This is a genomic window from uncultured Phyllobacterium sp. (assembly GCF_902479695.1).
In the GTDB taxonomy this organism is placed as follows: Bacteria; Pseudomonadota; Alphaproteobacteria; order Rhizobiales; family Rhizobiaceae; genus Phyllobacterium; species Phyllobacterium calauticae.
The window spans coordinates 32,486-52,386 of record NZ_CABSQF010000001.1 but is presented as its reverse complement, the minus strand read 5'-3'; the positions used below and the strand labels follow the sequence as shown (position 1 = coordinate 52,386).

Below are 19,901 nucleotides of genomic sequence, written 5' to 3'. Positions count from 1 at the left end.
GGGTTCAGCATATCAGGCCTGATTCAATCGCATGGTTTTGCGGGTTTGCCATTCATACCGTCCAACATAAATCAAAGCCGCGGCCAACATGAGCGCTAGTGCAAACCATGTTATGGCATAAACCAGATGATTGTTGGCAAAACGGATGACCGTCAATCCTCCGATTGGCGGTTGCCGTGATTTGGGATTTGCGTCGGCATCAATGAAATATGGCGCGATGTCACCCAAGGATTTTGCCGATGCGATTGCTGCGACATCTCGAGAAAACCAGCGCTCGGAACCAGGATCATTGCGCCTGAGAAAGCCACCCCGAGGTTCTGTCACGCGCAAAAGGCCGGTCAACTCCATATTGTTGGCTTCAGCATTGCTATCCCGCCAAGCGCTCTCCGCCAAGCCTTCCGGCACAAATCCGCGATTGATCAGGACGAGAAAGCCATCATTGGCTCGAAAGGGACTCATAACCCAGTAACCACTGCCACGTTCGGTGACAGCTTTGACAAGCGTATCACTGTTGAGCAGAAAATGCCCTCTTACACTGATATGACGATAGGTGTCCTGATCGCCTATCGCAGGCCATGCGTCTGGTCCCGGTGCCGGGCTCGCCGGTGCGCTGACCCGGTGTTCAACACGCTCGATCAGGTCCAGTTTCCAGATGCGCCGCTCCAGTTGCCAGATGCCAAGGCCGCACAGCAGAACGATACCCAAAACAGCCGCAAGGGCGAAGATACCCAGTCGCCAGATAGCCGCGGGCCGCATGCTTGCGGGCTTGCCAGCATCATCCATTGCGCCATCCCCGACTATCAAACCATCACGGTATCTGGCTCATGTCATGCCCGGGCATCATGTTGGTATTGAGGTGATACATGACCCATAGGGAGCCGGTCAGGGTGATGACGACAAGGACGAGTGTGAAGATCAACGCCATCATGTTCCAGCCGTTTTCCGAGCGAACATTCATGTGCAGGAAAAACACCATATGAACCACGATCTGGATCACGGCCAAAGCCATGATCGCGAATGCAGTTGCCTGTTTGGAGTCCAGTGCGCCGGTCATGACCAGCCAGAAAGGAATGGCCGTAAGGACGACCGAAAGGCCAAAGCCGATCAGATAGGATCGCAGGGAACCATGGGCGTGCCCATCGTCTTCCGCGTGGCCGTGATCATCCGTATGTGCTGGTGTCATCGCAACATTCCCATCAGATAGACAAAGGTGAAGACGCCGATCCAGATGACGTCGAGGAAGTGCCAGAACAGGCTGAGGCACATCAACCGGCGCTTGTTTGCCTGGATAAGGCCATAGCGCTTGACCTGGATCATCAGCGTGACCAGCCAGACCAGGCCAACGGTGACGTGCAGGCCGTGTGTCCCGACGAGCGTGAAGAACGATGACAGGAACGCACTCCGTTGCGGCGTTGCGCCCTCATGGATCATGTGCGCGAATTCGTAGAGCTCGATACCAAGGAAGGCCAGGCCGAACAGACCCGTCACGGCCAGCCATCCCTGTGTCGCGGCAATCCGTCCCTTGTCCATGGTGAGCATGGCAAAGCCATAGGTGATGGACGAGAAAAGCAGCATCGACGTGTTGAGCGCCACGAGCGGCAGATCGAAGAGATCCTTGGGCGACGGCCCGGCCGCATAATTGCTGCCAAGCACGCCATAGGTCGCAAACAGCACAGCGAAGATGAGGCAGTCGCTCATCAGGTAAATCCAGAAGCCGAACATTGTGCTGCCGCCTTCGGCATGATCATGTTCGTCAACGAGATAGAACGTCGGAGCCGCGCCGTCCCCTTGCACTGCGGAAGCTGGTGAACTCATCGTGCAACTCCTGCGAGAAGAGCGGTTCGCTCACCTTCCGTGCGGACAACATCCTCCGCCGGTATGTGGAAGTCGCGCTTGTAATTGAAGGTATGCCCGATGGTGACGGCAAGCAGGGCAATGAAGCTGGCTGCCGCGAGCCACCAGATGTACCAGATCATGGCAAAGCCGAAGATGATGCTCAGGACCGCCAGGATGATGCCTGTGCCGGTGTTGCTGGGCATATGGATGGCCTTGAAGCCTTCGAGCGGACGGGTGTAGCCGCGCCGTTTCATGTCGTGCCATGCATCGAGGTCATGCACCACCGGCGTGAAGGCGAAATTATAGGCCGGTGGCGGCGACGAGGTCGACCATTCCAGCGTGCGTCCATCCCACGGATCGCCTGTCAGATCGGCCAGCTTCTCGCGGTTGCGGATGCTGACATAGATCTGGATGAGGAAGGACAGGATGCCGATGGCGATCAGGACGGCGCCGAAAGCCGCGATCACGAACCAGATCTGCAGCGATGGATCGTTGAACACGCGCAGGCGCCGGGTCACACCCATCAGACCGAGTACATAAAGTGGCATGAAGGCGAAGTAGAAACCGATGACCCAGAACCAGAACGACATCTTGCCCCAGAACGGATCGAGCTTGAAGCCGAATGCCTTCGGGAACCAGTAGCTGATGCCGGCAAACAGGCCGAACAGCACGCCGCCGATGATGACATTGTGGAAGTGCGCTACCAGGAACAGGCTGTTGTGCAGGACAAAGTCTGCCGGAGGTACAGCGAGCAGCACGCCGGTCATGCCGCCAATGACGAAGGTCAGCATGAAGGCAATCGTCCACATCATCGGCAGTTCGAAGCGGATGCGCCCACGATACATCGTGAACAGCCAGTTGAATATCTTGGCCCCGGTGGGGATCGAGATGATCATCGTCGTGATGCCGAAGAAGGAATTCACGCTGGCGCCGGAGCCCATGGTGAAGAAGTGGTGCAGCCAGACGAGATAGGCGAGGATGGTGATGACGACCGTGGCATAGACCATCGACGTGTAGCCGAACAGACGCTTGCCGGAGAACGTGGACGTGACCTCGGAAAAGATGCCGAAAGCCGGCAGAATGAGAATGTAAACCTCAGGATGACCCCAGATCCAGATGAGGTTGACATACATCATCGGATTGCCGCCGAAATCATTGGTGAAGAAGTTCGTGCCGACATAACGATCAAGGCTGAGCAGGGCGAGAACGGCGGTCAATACCGGGAAGGCGGCCACGATCAGCACGTTGGTGCAGAGCGCGGTCCAGGTAAAGACCGGCAGCTTCATCATGGTCATGCCGGGCGCGCGCATCTTGACGATGGTCGCCACCAGATTGACGCCGGACAGGAGCGTGCCGATACCCGCGATCTGCAGCGCCCATATGTAATAGTCCACCCCGACATCGGGACTGTATCCGATGTTGGAAAGCGGCGGATAGGCGAGCCAGCCGGTCTTGGCGAATTCCCCGACAAACAGGGACATCATGACGAGGATCGCCCCGGCCGTGGTCATCCAGAAACTGAAATTGTTGAGGAACGGGAACGACACGTCGCGCGCGCCGATCTGCAGTGGAACGACAAAGTTCATCAGACCGGTGACAAGCGGCATGGCCACGAAGAAAATCATGATCACGCCGTGGGCGGTGAACACCTGGTCATAGTGGTGGGCCGGGAGATAGCCCTCGGAGCCGCCGAAGGCCATGGCCTGTTGCAGGCGCATCATGATGGCGTCGGCGAAGCCGCGCAGCAGCATGACGATGCCGAGGATCATGTACATGATGCCGATGCGCTTGTGGTCGATGCTGGTGAACCATTCGCGCCAGAGGTAGGCCCAGAGGCGGTAATAGGTGAGAAGCCCCACCAGTGCCAAACCGCCGAGGGCCACCATGGCAAATGTGCCGACCAGGATCGGCTCATGATACGGGAAGGATTCCAGGGTCAACCGGCCGAAGACCGCCTTGAGAAGATCGGGATTATCAAACATGTCGGACTCAATCCGTTCAGGAATTCGATGGACGGCGCTGTACGCCGAACAGTGGGGCAGTTGGGCGTGGCAGTCCGGCACCGAGTATTGGTGAGGAGTCGCGTGGTGACAGCAGTGGAGATTGTGCGGCCGCACGCATTCTCTCTTCCTCTTCCGTCGTGCATATCCGTGCGACATAGGTTGTCGGCGGAGCAAAAATGGCGCCGCGTCGCCTGTATTTGTCATACTCGAGCGGGTGGACATTGTTGATGCCGGCAAGCCCGAGCCCGCCCTTGGCATCGATCGAGCTCATCTCGTCCATGCACATTTTGCCAAGCTCGACGCAGCGGTTGAGCACGGCAGTAAAGAGCTGTGTCTCGACACTGCCGAAACGGCGCGCCGGCTCGTTTTCGCTGGGCCGTTCAAGTTCGAGATAGGCGTTGCGATCCAGCTTGGCGCCCTGCGCTTTCACGTCGGCCATCCACTTGTCAAAATCGGCATCGGACAGGCCAAGGAAGGCAAATTTCATGCCTGAGAAGCCCGCACCGCTATAGTTCGCCGAGAAGCCTTCGAAGGTGCCGGGATGATTGATCACGGCGCTGAGTTTCGTCTGCATACCCGGCATGGTGTAGATCTGGCCTGCAAGGGCCGGAATGTAGAATGAGTTCATGACCGCCGACGATGTCAGACGGAAATCGATTGGCCGATCCACCGGGGCGGCCAGTTCGTTGACCGTCGCCACACCATATTCCGGATAGATGAACAGCCACTTCCAGTCGAGCGCCACGACTTCCACCTGCAGGGGCTTGACCTGCTTGTCGACCAGCCTGCCGGGCGCAATGCGATCCAGCGGGCGGTAGGGATCGAGCAGATGCGTGCCCATCCATGTCAGCGCGCCAAGGCAGATGATGATGAGGAGCGGCGCGGCCCAGATGATCAGTTCCAGTTGCGTCGAGTGATCCCAATCGGGCTCGTAGCGTGCCTCTGTATTGGATTGGCGATAACGCCATGCGAAAAACACCGTCAACAGCATGACGGGTACGATGATTATCAGCATCAGGATGGTCGAGATGACGATGAGATCCCGCTGCTGTGCAGCTACGTCGCCAGACGGACTCATGACGACGGCATTGCATGCGGTCAGCATGGTGAGAAATGGAAGTATGGCGACGGCAAGAAAACGTTTCAAGGTCGTTCCTGTCATGATAACGGCGCTAATTTGCGCCATCCGTAACGGCACCCCATTCAAAGTGACATTGGACAATTTGCCCAATCCTTCCCCAATGTGTCACAATGATAAAGGAGATGCTAGCATAAGCCGTGAACGCGGCTTGACGTCAGCAGCTGCCAAATCAGGATTGAGGAGCGCAACGAGACATGAGCGCGGAAATAGGGGTGCCCTCATCGACGACGCACGGACGTGACGTGAAGGGCCTGCATGGCCACGAGGATGTCAATGTCGGTGAGATCGCCATCGGTGTCATCATCGGGCGTACGTCGGAGTTCTTCGACTTTTTCGTCTACGCCATCGCCTCCGTACTGGTCTTTCCCAAGCTGGTCTTTCCCTATGTCGATCCGCTGACGGGCACGCTCTATTCCTTTGCGATTTTTGCGCTCGCATTCATTGCGCGTCCGCTTGGGACAGTGATCTTCATGGCCATCGACCGTACCTATGGCCGTGGGGTCAAGCTCACCATTACCCTGTTCCTCCTGGGAAGCTCGACGGTGGCGATTGCCTTTCTGCCGGGTTACGAGCAGGTGGGCTGGATATCGGCGCTGCTTCTTGCGCTTTTCCGTCTCGGCCAGGGCCTGGCGCTGGGTGGTGAATGGGACGGTCTTGCCTCCCTCCTTGCGCTGAATGCGCCGGAACGCCGCCGCGGTTGGTACGCCATGATTCCGCAGCTTGGGGCTCCGCTCGGACTGATGGTTGCGGCCAGCCTGTTTGCATTCTTTGTCTCACACCTTTCCGCGCAGGATTTCCTGGAGTGGGGCTGGCGTTATCCCTTCTTCGTCGCCTTTGCCATCAATGTGGTGGCGCTGTTCGCGCGCCTGCGCATGGTCGTGACGGAACAATATGCCGAGCTCTTCAAGCGCCGGGAACTGCAGCCGACGACGGTCAGCGACACATTGCAGACAGAGGGCCGCCACGTGGTCATCGGTGCCTTTGCGCCTTTGGCCAGTTTCGCACTCTTCCATATGGTGACGGTGTTTCCCCTGTCATGGGTTTTTCTCTTCACGGACCAGGGACCGGCACGCTTCCTCATGATCGAGACGATTGGTGCGGCCGTCGGCGTGTTGGCGATCTTTGCTTCGGGAAATATTGCTGATCGCGTTGGCCGGAGCCGGTTGCTCATTGCCACAGCCATCGCCATTGCCGTGTTCAGCGGGTTCGCCCCTCAGTTGCTTGACGGCGGCGATATCGGCGAAATTATCTTCATGGTCTTCGGCTTCCTGCTTCTTGGCCTGTCGTTCGGCCAGTCCTCCGGCTCAGTCGCATCGAATTTTTCCAGGCGGTACCGCTATACGGGATCGGCGCTGACAACGGACCTCGCATGGCTGTTCGGTGCAGGTTTCGCGCCGCTTGTCGCCTTGATCCTGTCGAGCCGCTTTGGTCTCATCGCGAGCGGAGCCTATCTCCTGTCGGGTGCCGCATGCACGCTGATCGCCCTGGCAATAAACCGTCAGATTGACGGCCGCGACAAGTAGAGCCGCCTAGAAAAGCTTCAGAGGATAGGTCCTGTAGAATATCAATGCGGAGCGGAGGAACTGTCGGATGTGCCAAAGGCCCTTGCTTGCGGCCCGGCCGCCTTCATGCACGATCCTGACCGCTGGCACATAGGCAATGCGCGCTATCTTGCGAACGCGCAGGGAAATATCGAAATCCTCGAAATACAGGAGGTAGCGGGAATCAAAACCGTCCAGCTGCCTGTAAACATCGCCGCGGAAAAACATGAAGCATCCGCTGACAATGGGCGGGTCCCAGAACGGGGTATTGGCGATCTCGTCGCGCATTTCGTACCGTTCAAGGCGCCGGCGGAACATTGCCTTGATGCCGGCAGGCGCAAAACCGCGAAGAAGCAGGTCGAAGACTGCGGGATAGCGCTTGCAGAGATATTGCGTGCTCCCGTCCGGATTGAACGCCTTGGGCGTGATCAGCCCCGTTTCCGGCGCACCGCTCATGAAGATCAATGCCTGCTTCAGGGCATCCGGCTCCATTTCCACATCGGGATTCAAGACGAGGTGAAATTTCCCCGCCTTGTCCAGAACCATGTTGTTGGCGGCACCAAAGCCGACATTGCCGTGCCCTGCGATGATCTCAAGCGGCAGGCCAGGCAGCAGATTTCTCATCCAGCCGTGGTCTGCAGGCTCGGGCGAATTGTCGATCACATAGAGTTTGGCGCGAAGCGGGGCAATCGTCTCCACTGCTTTCCGAAGGCTCGTCAGTGTGGCCGCGAGCACGGCCTGTTCAGGTTTGAAAATGACCACCCCTATGGTGAGGTCGAAGTCCGGGGACATGGCGGCAAGGCTCCGTTCAACCATTGCTCGGTTTCTTTCCCATGCGGCCGAAAAGCCCGTGAAAAATGCCCAGCGTCATCATCCCGGCGTGCTGCAGCCTTGGCACTGTAAAGATACTGTAGAACACAAATTTCCGGACCAGGCGCACCGCATCGACGATCTTCCAGTTGGCGCGCAGCCACGGCTGCCGGTAAAGCCAGACGGCATTGCGGAAATGGTAGTAGTGCCGCAACGGGCTGTGCACCGGAATGAACCGTCCACGAAACTTTATCGGGTTGTCACCCAGGTCATGCTGCATTTCGGCGGCGCAAACCCCAAAGGATTGGTATCCCATGTGTTGCGCCCGCAGGCCCCATTCGATGTCGACATAGTCGATGAAAAGTTCCTCTTTCATGCCGCCGACGTCATCAAGGGTCGCTGTCGGAATGAGGCAGCCCGACGCTATGAGATAATCGACATCGACGACCGCATCGGCCGTGTCACAGGTCTGCCGCCGAAGCCGCAATCCTTCTGTTTTGATGAATGGAGGCGGATTCTTTTGCCGCGAGTCCTCATAACGCGGACCGACACATCCGAGCTTCACCCCTTTGGCAATCTGGGCCTTTGCCGCTGACAGCAGCGTGGCCACCATGTCTGGTGCCGGTATGCTGTCCTGGTCGAGCAGGAGAACAAAGCTTAAACCCGATGCGCGTGCGCGGTCGATCCCAACGTTCTGCGCTTTGGCAATACCGTAATTGGCGTCAAGCGGTACAAATTCCGCTTGATTGCTCTGGCTTGCAAACCATTGTTCCAGATTCATTTTCGAACCATTGTCAACGACGATGACACGGGCGACTTGCGGGGTGATCGCGTTCAGAAGCGCTGCAAGACCTGCAAGATCCGGATTATAGGTCACGATGATCGCGCTGACTTCTGGCTGCTGTTCAATTCGCATTTAAGGTTCCGTATTGCCTGGGCCGCATATTTGATTCTAGACAAGAATCATGATGTAAAAACAATAGGTTGCGTGGCCGGAAACATCCGGGTCACGCCGTCTTCTCATTTACTTCCGGTTGACTTGTCTTTCTGTTGTCGCCAAATGGTTTTTCAATGACCGGTGAACCGCATTTCGCCATCTTTGCATGAAACCAAGTGTGGCCACTTAGGGCGTTATATATCGGCTCAGTTTGTAGCATTGACATAAGGAAGCGATCGCATGAAGGGTATTATATTAGCCGGGGGCAGCGGTACACGTCTTTATCCACTAACGATCGCGGTGTCGAAGCAAATTCTTCCCATCTATGATAAGCCCATGATCTATTACCCGCTGAGCGTTCTGATGCTCGCCGGAATACGCGACATTCTGATCATCTCGACACCGCATGATTTGCCGCTTTTCCAGAAGCTGCTTGGAGACGGGGCTGATTTTGGGGTCAATTTCTCCTATGCCGAACAGCCGCAGCCAAATGGTCTGGCCGAAGCGTTCATCATCGGGCGCGACTTCATCGGCCAGGACAGTGTTGCGATGATTCTGGGCGACAACATCTATTTCGGCGATGGCCTTTCCAAGCTATGCCAGGTTGCCTCATCGATAACCAAGGGCGGCATGGTATTTGCTTATCACGTCGACGATCCGCAACGTTATGGTGTGGTGGATTTTGACAAGGTTACCGGCCAGGCATTGTCCATTGAAGAAAAGCCTGTGCACCCCAAGTCGCATTGGGCCGTGACGGGGCTGTATTTTTACAGCAACGATGTGGTGGACATTGCGCGCTCGATTGAACCGTCGTCGCGCGGAGAGCTGGAAATCACGAGCGTTAACAATATTTATCTGGAACGCGGGGAATTGCAGGTTCAGCAACTGGGCCGCGGCTATGCATGGCTCGATACCGGTACCCATGACAGCTTGCATGAGGCGTCGTCATTTGTCCGGACAATCGAACACCGGCAGGGCATCAAGATTGCATGTCCGGAGGAAATCGGCCTGGAATGGGGCTGGTTGAATGCCGATCAGGTACTTGAAAGAGCAGCAAAAATGGGCAAGACCGAATACGCCGCATATCTGCGGCGGCGTGCTGCGGAGATTGGAACAGAATGATTGAAGTCAGGCCTCTCGCCCTCAAGGGCGTTCTTGAGATTTTGCCGCCGAAGTTTGGCGACGATCGGGGCTTTTTCTCCGAAACATACAATGCGGAGCGTTTCGCCGCGGCCGGAATCACGTTGCAGTTCGTGCAGGACAATCATTCGTTCTCCGCTGCAAAGGGCGTGTTGCGCGGCCTGCATTATCAGCTCCCGCCGCGCGCACAGGACAAGCTGGTGCGCGTGGTCAAGGGCTCCATTCTCGATGTGGTCGTCGATATTCGCAAAAGCTCCCCGACGTTCAGAAAATGGGTTTCGCTTGAAGTCTCGGCAGCCAAATGGAACCAGATTCTGGTCCCGAAGGGCTTTGCCCACGGTTTCGTCACTTTGGAAGAGAACACCGAGGTGATTTACAAGGTGACGGATTATTACTCGCCGCAACACGACCGTGGTATCCGCTTCGACGATCCTTCGATTGGCATTGACTGGCCGCTGGAGGCTTCCACGCTTCAGCTTTCCGACAAGGACCGGAAAGCACCACTGCTTGACGGTTCCGATATTTTTCCCTGAGGGAGAGGCTTTTTCATGAGAATTCTAGTCACGGGTGGTGCGGGCTTTATCGGATCGGCGGTCTGCCGCCATCTCGCGTCCAATCCCCGCAACCAGGTCGTCAACGTCGACAAGCTGACTTATGCGGGCAATCTCGCATCGCTTCGCCAGATCGAGAATTATCCCAACTACAGCTTCGTTGAAGCTGATATCTGCGATGACGCCGCCACTCTTGACGTGCTTCGCACCGAAAAGATCGAAGCGGTCATGCATTTGGCGGCCGAGAGCCACGTGGATCGCTCCATTGACGGCCCTGCGGCGTTCATCGAGACCAATATCGTGGGTACATTCCGCATGCTGAATGCGGCGCTGGCCTATTGGCGTGATCTGCCCGAACCCGCCAAGTCCGAATTCCGCTTTCACCACATTTCCACGGACGAGGTTTTCGGGGATTTGCCGTTCGACAGCGGCATCTTTACCGAAGAAACGCCTTACGCTCCGTCGTCTCCCTATTCGGCGTCAAAGGCAGCCTCGGATCATCTGGTCCGCGCGTGGCACGAGACATATGGTCTGCCGGTGGTTCTGTCGAACTGCTCGAACAATTATGGTCCCTTCCATTTTCCGGAAAAGCTCATTCCGCTTGTTATTCTCAATGCGCTCGATGAGAAGCCATTGCCCGTCTACGGCGCAGGCGCAAATGTTCGCGACTGGTTGTTCGTCGAGGATCATGCGCGGGCATTGGAACTGGTGGTGACCAAAGGCAAGCCGGGCGAAAGCTACAATATTGGCGGGCGTGCGGAGCGCACCAATCTCAGCGTTGTTGAAACCATTTGCGATATTCTCGACAACAAGCGTCCGCGCAAGGGCGGCGCGCGTTACCGGGATCTCATCACATTCGTGACCGACCGTCCCGGACATGACCGCCGCTATGCCATCGATGCGTCGAAGATCGAACGTGAACTCGGCTGGAAACCGGCCGAAACCTTCGACAGCGGTTTGGAACGGACCATACAATGGTATCTCGACAACACGTGGTGGTGGGAGCCGATCCGCAGCGGAAGCTATGCGGGTGAACGGCTTGGCTCTGTCTCCCTGAAGAAGGGGACGGCATGAAAATTGTCGTAACGGGCCGGGACGGGCAGGTTGTCCGCAGTCTGGTCGAACGCGCCCGCCTGCACCCCGAAATAACGCTCCTGACCCTTGGACGCCCGGATTTTGATCTGGCGCGGCCGGATACCGTCTTCGATGCGATCGCTACGGCGAAACCAGATCTCGTCGTATCTGCTGCGGCCTATACGGCTGTCGATCAGGCGGAGGATGAACCTGAATTGGCCCATGCCATCAATGCGGCCGGTGCCGGAGCTGTTGCCGCGGCTGCGGCGCGGGCTGGTGCGCCGGTTATTCATCTTTCAACCGATTATGTGTTCGCTGGCGAAGGTGACACTGCCTATACGGAAGATGACCCGACAGGACCGCACGGCGTTTACGGCCAGACCAAGCTCGCCGGTGAGGCTTTGGTCGCCGCGGTCAACAGCAGACACCTTATCCTGCGCACCGCTTGGCTTTACAGTCCCTTCGGTAAGAATTTTGTCAAAACCATGCTGCATCTGGCTGCAAGCCGGGACAGCCTGTCGGTGGTATCCGATCAATGGGGAAACCCGACATCGGCCATCGATACTGCCGACGGCATCCTGCACGCCGCAAACCGCCTTCGTACGGACCCGCAGTTCGATGCATTTGGTGTCTATCATCTCGCGGGAACGGGCAGCACGAACTGGAGCACCTTCGCGCGGGCGATCTTTCAGGCCAGTCGGGATGAGCAGGGCCCGTTCGCCGAGGTGAAGGACATCCTGACGTCGGAATATCCGACGAAAGCCCGCCGCCCGCTGAACTCGCGTCTCAGCACTGAAAAATTCCATGCCGTGTTCGGCTGGCAGGCGCCGTCCTGGGAACAGTCGACCATATCAACGGTCAAACGGCTTTTGCAGCCGAGCGAGCGGTAAAAGCCCCAGGCTATGAATGCGTGCCCAGCATTGCACGGGCACGCGCCAACCCCCAATCAAGCAGGTCTTCGGCGCGGCCATCATTGGATGCCTCGGCATAGCAGCGCAGCTCAGGCGCATTGCCCGATGCCCGATAGTGAATGACGTCGCCCGTCGAAAGGACGACACGCAGGCCGTCAATGGCATCGCTTTCCCTGATCGTGCCGACCGGCGCGAAGAAGGCGTCGCGGCGCGCACCGTCAAGCAGACCCTGCAGGAAGGGGCCGCTGGCCGTCGATGCAACATGCTCGAGCCGGCCGCTGCGCGTAAAGCGCGAGGGCAGATCCCTAAGCAGCGCCGACACCGGAACACCCCTACGGGCCGCCATGCCCAGAACGCTGAGGATGGGCAGCATGGCGTCGCGGGTTGGCAAGGCCTCCAATGTTGCGCCGTTCATGGCGAGGGATGAACCCAGAAGTACCCCGCCATTGGCTTCAAAACCGACGATTCGCCGGAACCCATCCCTGCTGGCCTGCTCCATGCCTTCGATCACATAGGGCGATCCGACGCGCGTCCGGTAGACTTTCGTGAAGAGACCGCTCAGCTCAATGGCCGTATTGGAGGTGACGGGCGTTACGACCGCATCCGCATCGAGAAAATGTGCTGTCAGAAGGCCGACGCTGTCGCCGCGCAGAAAAACACCATTTTCATCGGCAACAAGCGGCCGGTCGGCATCGCCATCGGTCGAAACCAGCGCGTCGAGCTTGTGTCTTTTGCAGGCATCGGTGGCAAATGCGATATCTTCGGGACGGAGAGCTTCGGTGTCAACGGGCACGAATACGGTGGAACGCCCAAGCGCCACGGCATCGGCGCCGAGGTTCTGCAGGATGGTGACGATCAGATCGCCCGCAACGGAGCTGTGCTGATAAACGCCGATTCTCGTGCCGGCCAAAGCCTCCTGGCGCAGAACGGAGATGCTTCGCTTGATGTAATGTTGCAGCGCATCCGGCACGATTGCTGCCTGCCCGTCGGGGCCTGTCGGCTTTTTCGCCTCCAGATCAAGGACAGCCAGGATGCCGGCTTCATCGGCCTTGTCGATCTCGCCGTCGGGCCGGTAGAACTTCAGGCCATTCCGGTCGGCGGGAATATGGCTGCCGGTGACCATGATGGCCGGTGCCTTCAGGCTGAGCGCGCGAAACGCCAGTGCCGGTGTCGGCAAGGGGCCGCAGTTTTCCACCTGCATTCCAAAAGATTCTGCGGCCGCCATGCACGCGGCCGCCATGCACGGACTGCTGGAACGCAGATCGTAACCAACGAGCAAAGGGCTGCCGGACGCAACGCCTTTGACTTTCTGCATGTGTGTCAGGAATGCGAGCGTATAGGCTTTGCAGACCTCATCAGGTAGTTCGGTTACAAGACCGCGAAGGCCGCTTGTGCCAAATTTCAGACTGCTCATTGTACTGTCACAACCGCTGAAGGCGTTTCCGCAATATGCTCCCGTAAGGTGTCAGCCGCGCTGGATCGAAAGTCAACAACGATCGATGTCAGAATATAGCTGGGGGAGTGTGAATGGAAAAAGTGGCTGGGGAACCTGGATTCGAACCAGGACTAACGGAGTCAGAGTCCGTGGGTCTACCGTTAACCTATTCCCCAACAACCGCTTTTGGGCGGTGGCTGATTAAGCCGGTGCGGGGTCATATAGTCCAATTCGTTCAGGATGAAAACCCCTGTTCGGATGGTTTTTGCACTGCGCCGCATTTTATCTTCCATACACGAATTTAATGGGCGGAAATGGCCGGTTCGTTCTTGGAACTGGTTGCCAGGCTATCGAAAATACCGGCGAAGCCATTTGGCCGCTGGCAATCCGATACGTCAGGCCTATAACTGTCTGTAAGTGATTTGCAACGCACAGCGAAGAGAAAGCAGACGAGGTGGCGGACCGATCATCACCACTGGCCCCGTTCAGGCACGACACGTTCCGCACTATCTGGATCGCGAGCCTGGTCTCCAATTTCGGCTCGCTGATCCAGGCGGTGGGTGCCGCATGGATGATGACATCGATTTCTGATTCGGTGAACATGGTGGCACTTGTGCAGGCCTCCACGGCACTGCCCATCATGATCTTTTCCCTGGTCTCCGGCGCGCTGGCGGACAATTTCGACCGGCGCAAGGTGATGCTGGTGGCACAGTGGTTCATGCTGATCGTTTCAGCGTTTCTAACGGTTTTTGCCTATCTCGGGCTCATCACCCCCTGGCTTCTCCTGGCATTCACCTTTCTGCTGGGCTGCGGGACGGCTCTCAACAATCCATCCTGGCAGGCCTCGGTCGGTGACATGGTTCCCCGGGACGATCTGCCCAATGCGGTGGCGCTGAACAGCATGGGCTTCAACATCACGCGCAGCGTCGGTCCGGCCATTGGCGGTCTCATTGTTGCGGTTGCCGGTGCCGCGGCGACGTTTGCGGTCAACGCGGCCAGCTATTTCGCCGTGATCTATGCCCTGATGCGCTGGCAGCCGAAAATCGATCCGAGCCCCTTGCCGCGCGAATCGCTCGGCCGCGCCATTTCGGCGGGCCTGCGCTACGTCGCCATGTCGCCCAATATCGGCAAGGTAGTCATTCGCGGCTTTGTCTTCGGTCTTTCAGCCAGTGCGATTCTGGCGCTCCTGCCGCTGGTTGCCCGCGATCTCGTCCATGGCGGTCCTCTGACCTACGGTGTCATGCTCGGCTCGTTCGGTATCGGTGCCATCGGCGGTGCGCTGCTCAGTGCACGCCTGCGTGAATTCCTCTCGAGCGAGGCCATCGTGCGGTATGCCTTTGCGGGGTTTGCGGTGAGCGCGGCGGTGACGGCGATCAGCACGTCGGTGTGGCCGACCAATATCGCCCTGCTGCTGGCCGGGGCCTGCTGGGTCCTTGCCCTCTCGCTGTTCAATGTCACGGTGCAGCTGTCGACGCCGCGCTGGGTGGTGGGCCGGGCCCTGTCGCTCTATCAGACGACGACATTTGCGGGTATTGCCGCCGGCAGCTGGCTCTGGGGGGCGGCGGCCGAGCAATATGGCGCGGACAGGGCTCTGATCGCTTCCGGTGTGCTCATGCTGCTCGGCGCAGTGATTGGCCTGCGCTACGCCCTGCCGGAGTTCAAGTCGCTCAATCTCGATCCGCTCAACCGGTTCAGCGAACCGCTGCTGGCGCTTGACCTGAAGCCGCGCAGTGGTCCGATTGTCATCATGATCGACTACGAGATCGCCGAAGAAGACATTCCCGAGTTCCTCGCGCTGATGTCAGACCGGCGGCGTGTGCGGATCCGCGACGGCGCGGGGCAATGGGCGCTGATGCGCGATCTCGAGAAACCGGAAATCTGGACCGAAACCTATCACACGCCCACCTGGGTCGAATATGTCCGCCACAACCAGCGGCGAACGCAGGCGGATGCGGCGGTTGGCGACCGGATCCGCGCACTGCATCGGGGCGGCGAAATCCGGGTCCATCGCATGATCGAGCGGCAAACAATCCTGCCGCACGATATCGCTGCGCATAAGACGCCGATGGACATGCACTGACGGGACTATTTCTTCCGAAGTGCATCCGCGAGCGCCGCGCCGAAAGCACCCTGTGTTGTTGATGCCTGCGGTTTGCCCTGCGCTGCCGGTTTCGGCTTGAAGCTGGCGTTGTCAGCCCTTTGCTCCCTTGGGGCAGGGGCACTACCATCCTTGCGCATGGTCAGGCTGATGCGGTTGCGCTTGACGTCGATATCCACAACGCGGACTTTCACCACATCCCCCGCCTTGACGACCTCATGGGCGTCCTTGATGAAACGGTCTGCCAGTTGTGACAGGTGCACCAATCCGTCCTGATGCACGCCGATGTCCACAAAGGCGCCGAAGGCAGCCACATTGGTGACCGTTCCTTCCAGCATCATTCCCGGCTTCAGGTCCTTGATGTTGTCGATACCATCGGCAAAGGCCGCGGTTTTGAACTGCGGCCGCGGATCGCGGCCGGGCTTTTCCAGCTCGGCGATGATGTCGCGAACCGTCGGCAGGCCGAATCGCTCGTCGACGAAGAGGCGCGGATCGAGCGCCTTCAGGGCGGTGCTGTCATTCATGAGCGAACGCACATCACGGCCGCAGGCGCTGACAATCTTCTTGGCGACGCCGTAAGCCTCCGGATGAACCGCCGAAGCGTCCAGCGGCTCGGTGCCGTCGGGAATACGCAGGAAGCCGGCACATTGTTCGAAGGCACGCGGCCCCAACCGTGCGACTTTCAGGAGGTCGCGGCGGGTTTTGAACGGACCGACGTCGTTGCGGTAAGCGACCACGGCTTCTGCCAGCGACGTTCCCAGACCCGAAATGCGGGCCAGCAGTGGCGCCGATGCGGTGTTGAGGTCGACGCCGACCGCATTCACTGCGTCTTCGACAACACCGTCGAGCGAGCGGGCCAGGCGATACTGGTCGACGTCGTGCTGGTACTGGCCGACGCCGATGGATTTGGGCTCGATCTTGACGAGTTCCGCCAGCGGGTCCTGCAGGCGCCGGGCAATGGAAACAGCGCCTCTGAGCGATACGTCGATATCCGGGAATTCTGCGGCAGCAGTTGCCGATGCCGAATAAACGGATGCACCGGCCTCGCTGACGATCACTTTCAGCGGCTTGGGCGAGGGCATGTCGGCAAGCATGTCCGCAACAAGGCGCTCTGTCTCGCGGCTGCCGGTCCCGTTGCCGATCGCGATCAGCTCGATCCTGTGCTTGCCGACCAGCCGCGCGAGTTCGGCCTGGGTTCCACGCAGATCGTTGCGCGGCGGAAAGGGATAGACGGTCGTCGTGTCGAGAACCTTGCCGGTGCCATCGACGACAGCCACTTTCACGCCGGTGCGGATGCCGGGATCGAGGCCCATCGTTGCGCGCGATCCGGCCGGTGCCGCCAGCAGAAGGTCTTTCAGATTGCGGGCGAAAACGTGGATCGCCTCTTCCTCCGCCTTTTCACGCATCTGTGTCATCAGGTCGATGGAAAGGTTGAGCGACAGCCGTGCCCGCCAGGCCCAGCGGACGACGTCCATCAGCCAGCTGTCGGCGGCGGTTCCACTCGGAGATATTGCATAGGCGCCGGCGATCATGCGTTCCACCGGCTTCACCGCAGAGGTGTCGTCGGCATCGACTTCGATCTCGAGGGAAAGCACATCTTCGTTGCGCCCGCGCAGCATGGCGAGGGCGCGATGGCTGGGGACGGTCGCCCAGCGTTCGAAATGGTTGAAATAGTCGGAGAATTTTGCGCCCGCTTCCTGCTTGCCGTCGGCGACCTTGGCGCGCAGAACAGCCTTGTCCTTCATGTGGTTGCGCAGGCGGCCGACGAGATCGGCATTTTCGGAGAAGGTTTCGACCAGAATATCGCGTGCGCCATCCAGCGCCGTTTTCACATCCGGCACATCCGCCGAAAGAAAAGTCTGGGCCAGTTCTGATGGAACGCTGCGGCGGTCGGCGAGAATCGTTTCAGCCAGCGGCCCCAATCCGCGTTCGCGGGCAATTTCGGCCCGCGTGCGCCGCTTGGGTTTGTAGGGCAGATAAATGTCCTCAAGCTCGGCCTTGGTGGCGGACGCCAGGATCTTGGTTTCCAGCTCGTCAGTCAGCTTGCCCTGGCTGCGGATGGACTCGATGATGGTATCGCGCCGGGCGTCAAGCTCGCGCAGGTAGATGAGCCGTTCGTCGAGAAGCCGCAGCTGCGTATCGTCTAGCCCGCCCGTCACCTCTTTGCGGTAGCGGGCAATGAACGGAACGGTCGCGCCGCCGTCCAGCAGTTCGATCGCCGCATTGGCCTGTTCGGGCCTGGCATTGATCTCGGTGGCAATGATACGCGCAATACGGGCAGTTGTGGCAGTCATACTGGTCTCATCAAACTTGATCGGACGGCGACCATAGGGCTGCCGGGATCAATCGGCAATCGTTTGGTCCGCTGGTTCTCCCGGCGTTCCACGAAAAATTCCATGGCTTCCCCCGGCTTGACCTGCTCGATGAAACGTTTCCTTATCGCCTGACCCTTCTGCTGATTCAGCCAATATGGATAGTGTGACGATGCCGGCAAATACGAAGCCAAGGATTCTGTGCGTTGGTGCCCTGACGATGGACACCATCTTCCGGCTGGAAACCCTGCCGCCCGGTCCCGGCAAGTTCATCCCGCAGGAGGCCGTGGAGATCGCAGCAGGCATGGCATCGAGCCAGGCGGCAACCATTGCAAGGCTGGGCGGCAGCGCGTCTTTGTGGGCGTCGGCGGGGCTGGACCATGTCGGCGATCGCGTGGTCGCTGAGCTGGTGGAGGAAGGGGTCGACTGCACCTTTGTCCGCCGCATCCAAGGTGCGCGCTCGGCTTTTTCCTCGATCTTTGTCGACAGGTCGGGTGAGCGCATGATCGTGCCCTTCTATGACAAGACCCTGTTGAGCGCGCCGGAACAAATCCCGCCCATCGAAGGCGGCGCATTCGATGTGGTGATGACTGATGTTCGCTGGCCGCTGGCTGCTGCCACTGCGCTCAGGGCGGCGCGCGACGCTGGCATTCATGGCGTGCTCGATGCCGATGTTGCGCCGCTGGAAACCCTTGAGCGGCTGCTGCCGCTTGCATCGCACATTGTCGCCTCGGAACCGGCAGCCGAAATCATCACCGGTGAGGCGGATATCGAGCGTGCCGTCATTGCCTTGGCGGCCCGGTATCGCGGTTTTGTCGCGGTCACCGGCGGCGGCAAGGGCTGCTACTGGTCCGGCGGCGAAGCGGGAATTGTACACCATATACCCGCTTTTGCCGTTGATGCCGTGGACACGCTGGCCGCCGGGGATGTGTTTCACGGCGCCTTCGCGCTGGCGCTGGCCGAAGGGCATGGCATGGAGGAGATCATGCGTTTTGCCAGCGCGGCGGCGGCGATCAAATGCACCCGGTTTGGCGGACGCGCCGGTGCGCCGACGCGGAACGAAGTCGAGCACTTGCTGTTCAATTCATAACATTTGTATCCATGCTCGCAAAAATGTATGTGACAGCATGTTGACTATCAACTAACATGTTAGTAGTCTTTATGCATTGAGAGGGTGGGAGGAAAATCATTGTCTCGGGTTGAACGGTTTGGACTTTCTGCGGCATTGACGATGCCGTTTGATGCGGCGCTGGCAATTGATCTGCCCTCGGCAATTCACCATGCAAAAACCTGTCTGCAGCGCGGCTGCAGCAGCGTCACCCTCTTCGGGACGACGGGCGAGGGCTCATCCATCGGTATCCATGAGCGCCAGGCCGTCATCAAGGGATTTATTGCGGCAGGCATCGCGCCGTCGCAGATTGTCGTTGGCATCATGGCCAATTCGCATGTCGATGCGGCAGAGCAGGCACGGTTTGCACTGGATGCGGGATGCCGCGGTATTCTCCTGGCGCCGCCGTCCTATTTCAAGAATGTCAGCGATGACGGCCTGTTTGACTGGCATGCGGCGGCGTTCAAGGCAATCGGTGCGGATGTGCGCGGCATCATTCTGTATAATCTGCCCTCGGTGACGGCAGTCGAGATTTCGGTTGATCTGGTCAGCCGGTTGCGTGAGGCCTTCCCTGGTGCGATTGCCGGGGTCAAGGATTCTTCCGGCAACTGGAGCTATACGGAAAAGATGCTGGCGCGGCACAATGACCTTGCCATCCTGATCGGCGATGAACGCAGTCTTGCTGCAGGCGTGCGGCTCGGCGGGCAGGGTGCCATCTCGGGTCTGGCCAATATCTATCCCGAACGTCTCGTGCGCATGATCGATGAAGGGCGCGATGATGAAGAGGTGGTTGCGGCTGTCAATGAACTGGTGAAATATCCGGTGATTCCGGCTGTGAAGGCGATGGTTGCCCATCACCAGGGCGAAGAAGGCTGGCGGCGGACGCGTGGCCCGCTCGAAGCCTTGCCGGACGGCGATCGCAAGCATCTGACAGCAGTCTTTGATCGTCTGTTTGTCGCGGCGGCTGCCTGACGGGGAATCGTGAAGGCGTCCTGAGGAGGAAC

17 protein-coding genes and 1 tRNA gene are annotated in these 19,901 nt (G+C 58.8%); 8 read left to right on the top strand and 10 right to left on the bottom strand.

Going from position 1 to position 19,901, the window contains the following annotated elements:
• Positions 1–12: 12 nt before the first annotated feature.
• The 5 genes from RDL77_RS00245 to cyoA are packed head-to-tail and all read right to left on the bottom strand — an operon-like array spanning position 13 to position 4,986.
• Complete coding sequence (locus RDL77_RS00245; protein ID WP_288191350.1) at positions 13–783, bottom strand: SURF1 family protein; 771 nt, start codon at positions 781–783, stop codon at positions 13–15.
• Positions 784–808: 25 nt separating this feature from the next.
• Positions 809–1,183, bottom strand: coding sequence for a cytochrome o ubiquinol oxidase subunit IV (cyoD, locus tag RDL77_RS00240; protein WP_223614204.1), 375 nt, complete (start codon positions 1,181–1,183; stop codon positions 809–811).
• Positions 1,180–1,815, bottom strand: coding sequence for a cytochrome o ubiquinol oxidase subunit III (gene cyoC / locus RDL77_RS00235; protein WP_288191349.1), 636 nt, complete (start codon positions 1,813–1,815; stop codon positions 1,180–1,182). The genes cyoD and cyoC overlap by 4 nt, the downstream gene beginning before the upstream one ends.
• Entirely contained in the window at positions 1,812–3,818 is a 2,007-nt protein-coding gene (cyoB, locus tag RDL77_RS00230; protein WP_288191348.1) for a cytochrome o ubiquinol oxidase subunit I, read from the bottom strand. Before cyoB ends, cyoC begins: the two co-directional genes overlap by 4 nt.
• A 16-nt stretch (positions 3,819–3,834) precedes the next feature.
• On the bottom strand, positions 3,835–4,986 hold the full coding sequence (gene cyoA, locus RDL77_RS00225) for a ubiquinol oxidase subunit II (protein WP_374042628.1): 1,152 nt from the start codon (positions 4,984–4,986) through the stop codon (positions 3,835–3,837).
• 188 nt (positions 4,987–5,174) lie between these two features.
• On the opposite strand from cyoA, the gene RDL77_RS00220 reads away from it, so the two are divergent.
• Positions 5,175–6,503, top strand: coding sequence for an MFS transporter (locus tag RDL77_RS00220; protein WP_288191346.1), 1,329 nt, complete (start codon positions 5,175–5,177; stop codon positions 6,501–6,503).
• A gap of 6 nt (positions 6,504–6,509) precedes the next feature.
• Here the strand turns inward: RDL77_RS00220 and RDL77_RS00215 are convergent, their stop codons facing one another.
• Both RDL77_RS00215 and RDL77_RS00210 read right to left on the bottom strand, forming a co-directional pair.
• Positions 6,510–7,337 carry a glycosyltransferase gene (locus RDL77_RS00215; protein ID WP_288191345.1) on the bottom strand — a complete coding sequence of 276 codons (828 nt, stop codon included), beginning with the start codon at positions 7,335–7,337 and terminating at the stop codon, positions 6,510–6,512.
• The gene (locus tag RDL77_RS00210) at positions 7,330–8,247 is read right to left on the bottom strand and encodes a glycosyltransferase family 2 protein (protein WP_288191344.1); all 918 of its coding nucleotides are present in this window, start codon (positions 8,245–8,247) and stop codon (positions 7,330–7,332) included. Before RDL77_RS00210 ends, RDL77_RS00215 begins: the two co-directional genes overlap by 8 nt.
• A gap of 261 nt (positions 8,248–8,508) precedes the next feature.
• Here RDL77_RS00210 and rfbA point away from each other — a divergent pair, with 261 nt between their 5' ends.
• Genes rfbA through rfbD form a run of 4 tightly spaced genes read left to right on the top strand, consistent with a single transcriptional unit; the run spans position 8,509 to position 11,923 of the window.
• Positions 8,509–9,390 (top strand): glucose-1-phosphate thymidylyltransferase RfbA, encoded by an 882-nt coding sequence (gene rfbA, locus RDL77_RS00205; protein ID WP_288191343.1) that lies wholly within the window; start codon positions 8,509–8,511, stop codon positions 9,388–9,390.
• Positions 9,387–9,941, top strand: coding sequence for a dTDP-4-dehydrorhamnose 3,5-epimerase (gene rfbC, locus RDL77_RS00200; protein WP_288191342.1), 555 nt, complete (start codon positions 9,387–9,389; stop codon positions 9,939–9,941). Before rfbA ends, rfbC begins: the two co-directional genes overlap by 4 nt.
• 15 nt (positions 9,942–9,956) lie before the next feature.
• Positions 9,957–11,033, top strand: coding sequence for a dTDP-glucose 4,6-dehydratase (gene rfbB / locus RDL77_RS00195; protein WP_288191341.1), 1,077 nt, complete (start codon positions 9,957–9,959; stop codon positions 11,031–11,033).
• The gene (gene rfbD, locus RDL77_RS00190) at positions 11,030–11,923 is read left to right on the top strand and encodes a dTDP-4-dehydrorhamnose reductase (protein ID WP_288191340.1); all 894 of its coding nucleotides are present in this window, start codon (positions 11,030–11,032) and stop codon (positions 11,921–11,923) included. The genes rfbB and rfbD overlap by 4 nt, the downstream gene beginning before the upstream one ends.
• Positions 11,924–11,933: 10 nt before the next feature.
• Here rfbD and RDL77_RS00185 read toward each other — a convergent pair whose 3' ends face one another.
• Both RDL77_RS00185 and RDL77_RS00180 read right to left on the bottom strand, forming a co-directional pair.
• On the bottom strand, positions 11,934–13,358 hold the full coding sequence (locus RDL77_RS00185) for a phosphomannomutase (RefSeq protein WP_288191339.1): 1,425 nt from the start codon (positions 13,356–13,358) through the stop codon (positions 11,934–11,936).
• 123 nt (positions 13,359–13,481) lie between these two features.
• Positions 13,482–13,555 (bottom strand) — tRNA-Gln (locus RDL77_RS00180).
• 278 nt (positions 13,556–13,833) lie between these two features.
• On the opposite strand from RDL77_RS00180, the gene RDL77_RS00175 reads away from it, so the two are divergent.
• Positions 13,834–15,459: an MFS transporter gene (locus RDL77_RS00175; protein WP_288191338.1), complete on the top strand. Its 1,626-nt coding sequence runs from the start codon at positions 13,834–13,836 to the stop codon at positions 15,457–15,459.
• A 5-nt stretch (positions 15,460–15,464) separates the two neighbouring features.
• On the opposite strand, the gene RDL77_RS00170 is transcribed toward RDL77_RS00175, so the two are convergent.
• Complete coding sequence (locus RDL77_RS00170) at positions 15,465–17,771, bottom strand: Tex family protein (RefSeq protein WP_288191337.1); 2,307 nt, start codon at positions 17,769–17,771, stop codon at positions 15,465–15,467.
• Between the two features lie 190 nt (positions 17,772–17,961).
• On the opposite strand from RDL77_RS00170, the gene RDL77_RS00165 reads away from it, so the two are divergent.
• Positions 17,962–18,879 (top strand): sugar kinase, encoded by a 918-nt coding sequence (locus RDL77_RS00165; RefSeq protein WP_288191336.1) that lies wholly within the window; start codon positions 17,962–17,964, stop codon positions 18,877–18,879.
• Between the two features lie 99 nt (positions 18,880–18,978).
• The gene (locus tag RDL77_RS00160) at positions 18,979–19,869 is read left to right on the top strand and encodes a dihydrodipicolinate synthase family protein (RefSeq protein WP_288191335.1); all 891 of its coding nucleotides are present in this window, start codon (positions 18,979–18,981) and stop codon (positions 19,867–19,869) included.
• Positions 19,870–19,901 lie beyond the last annotated feature (32 nt).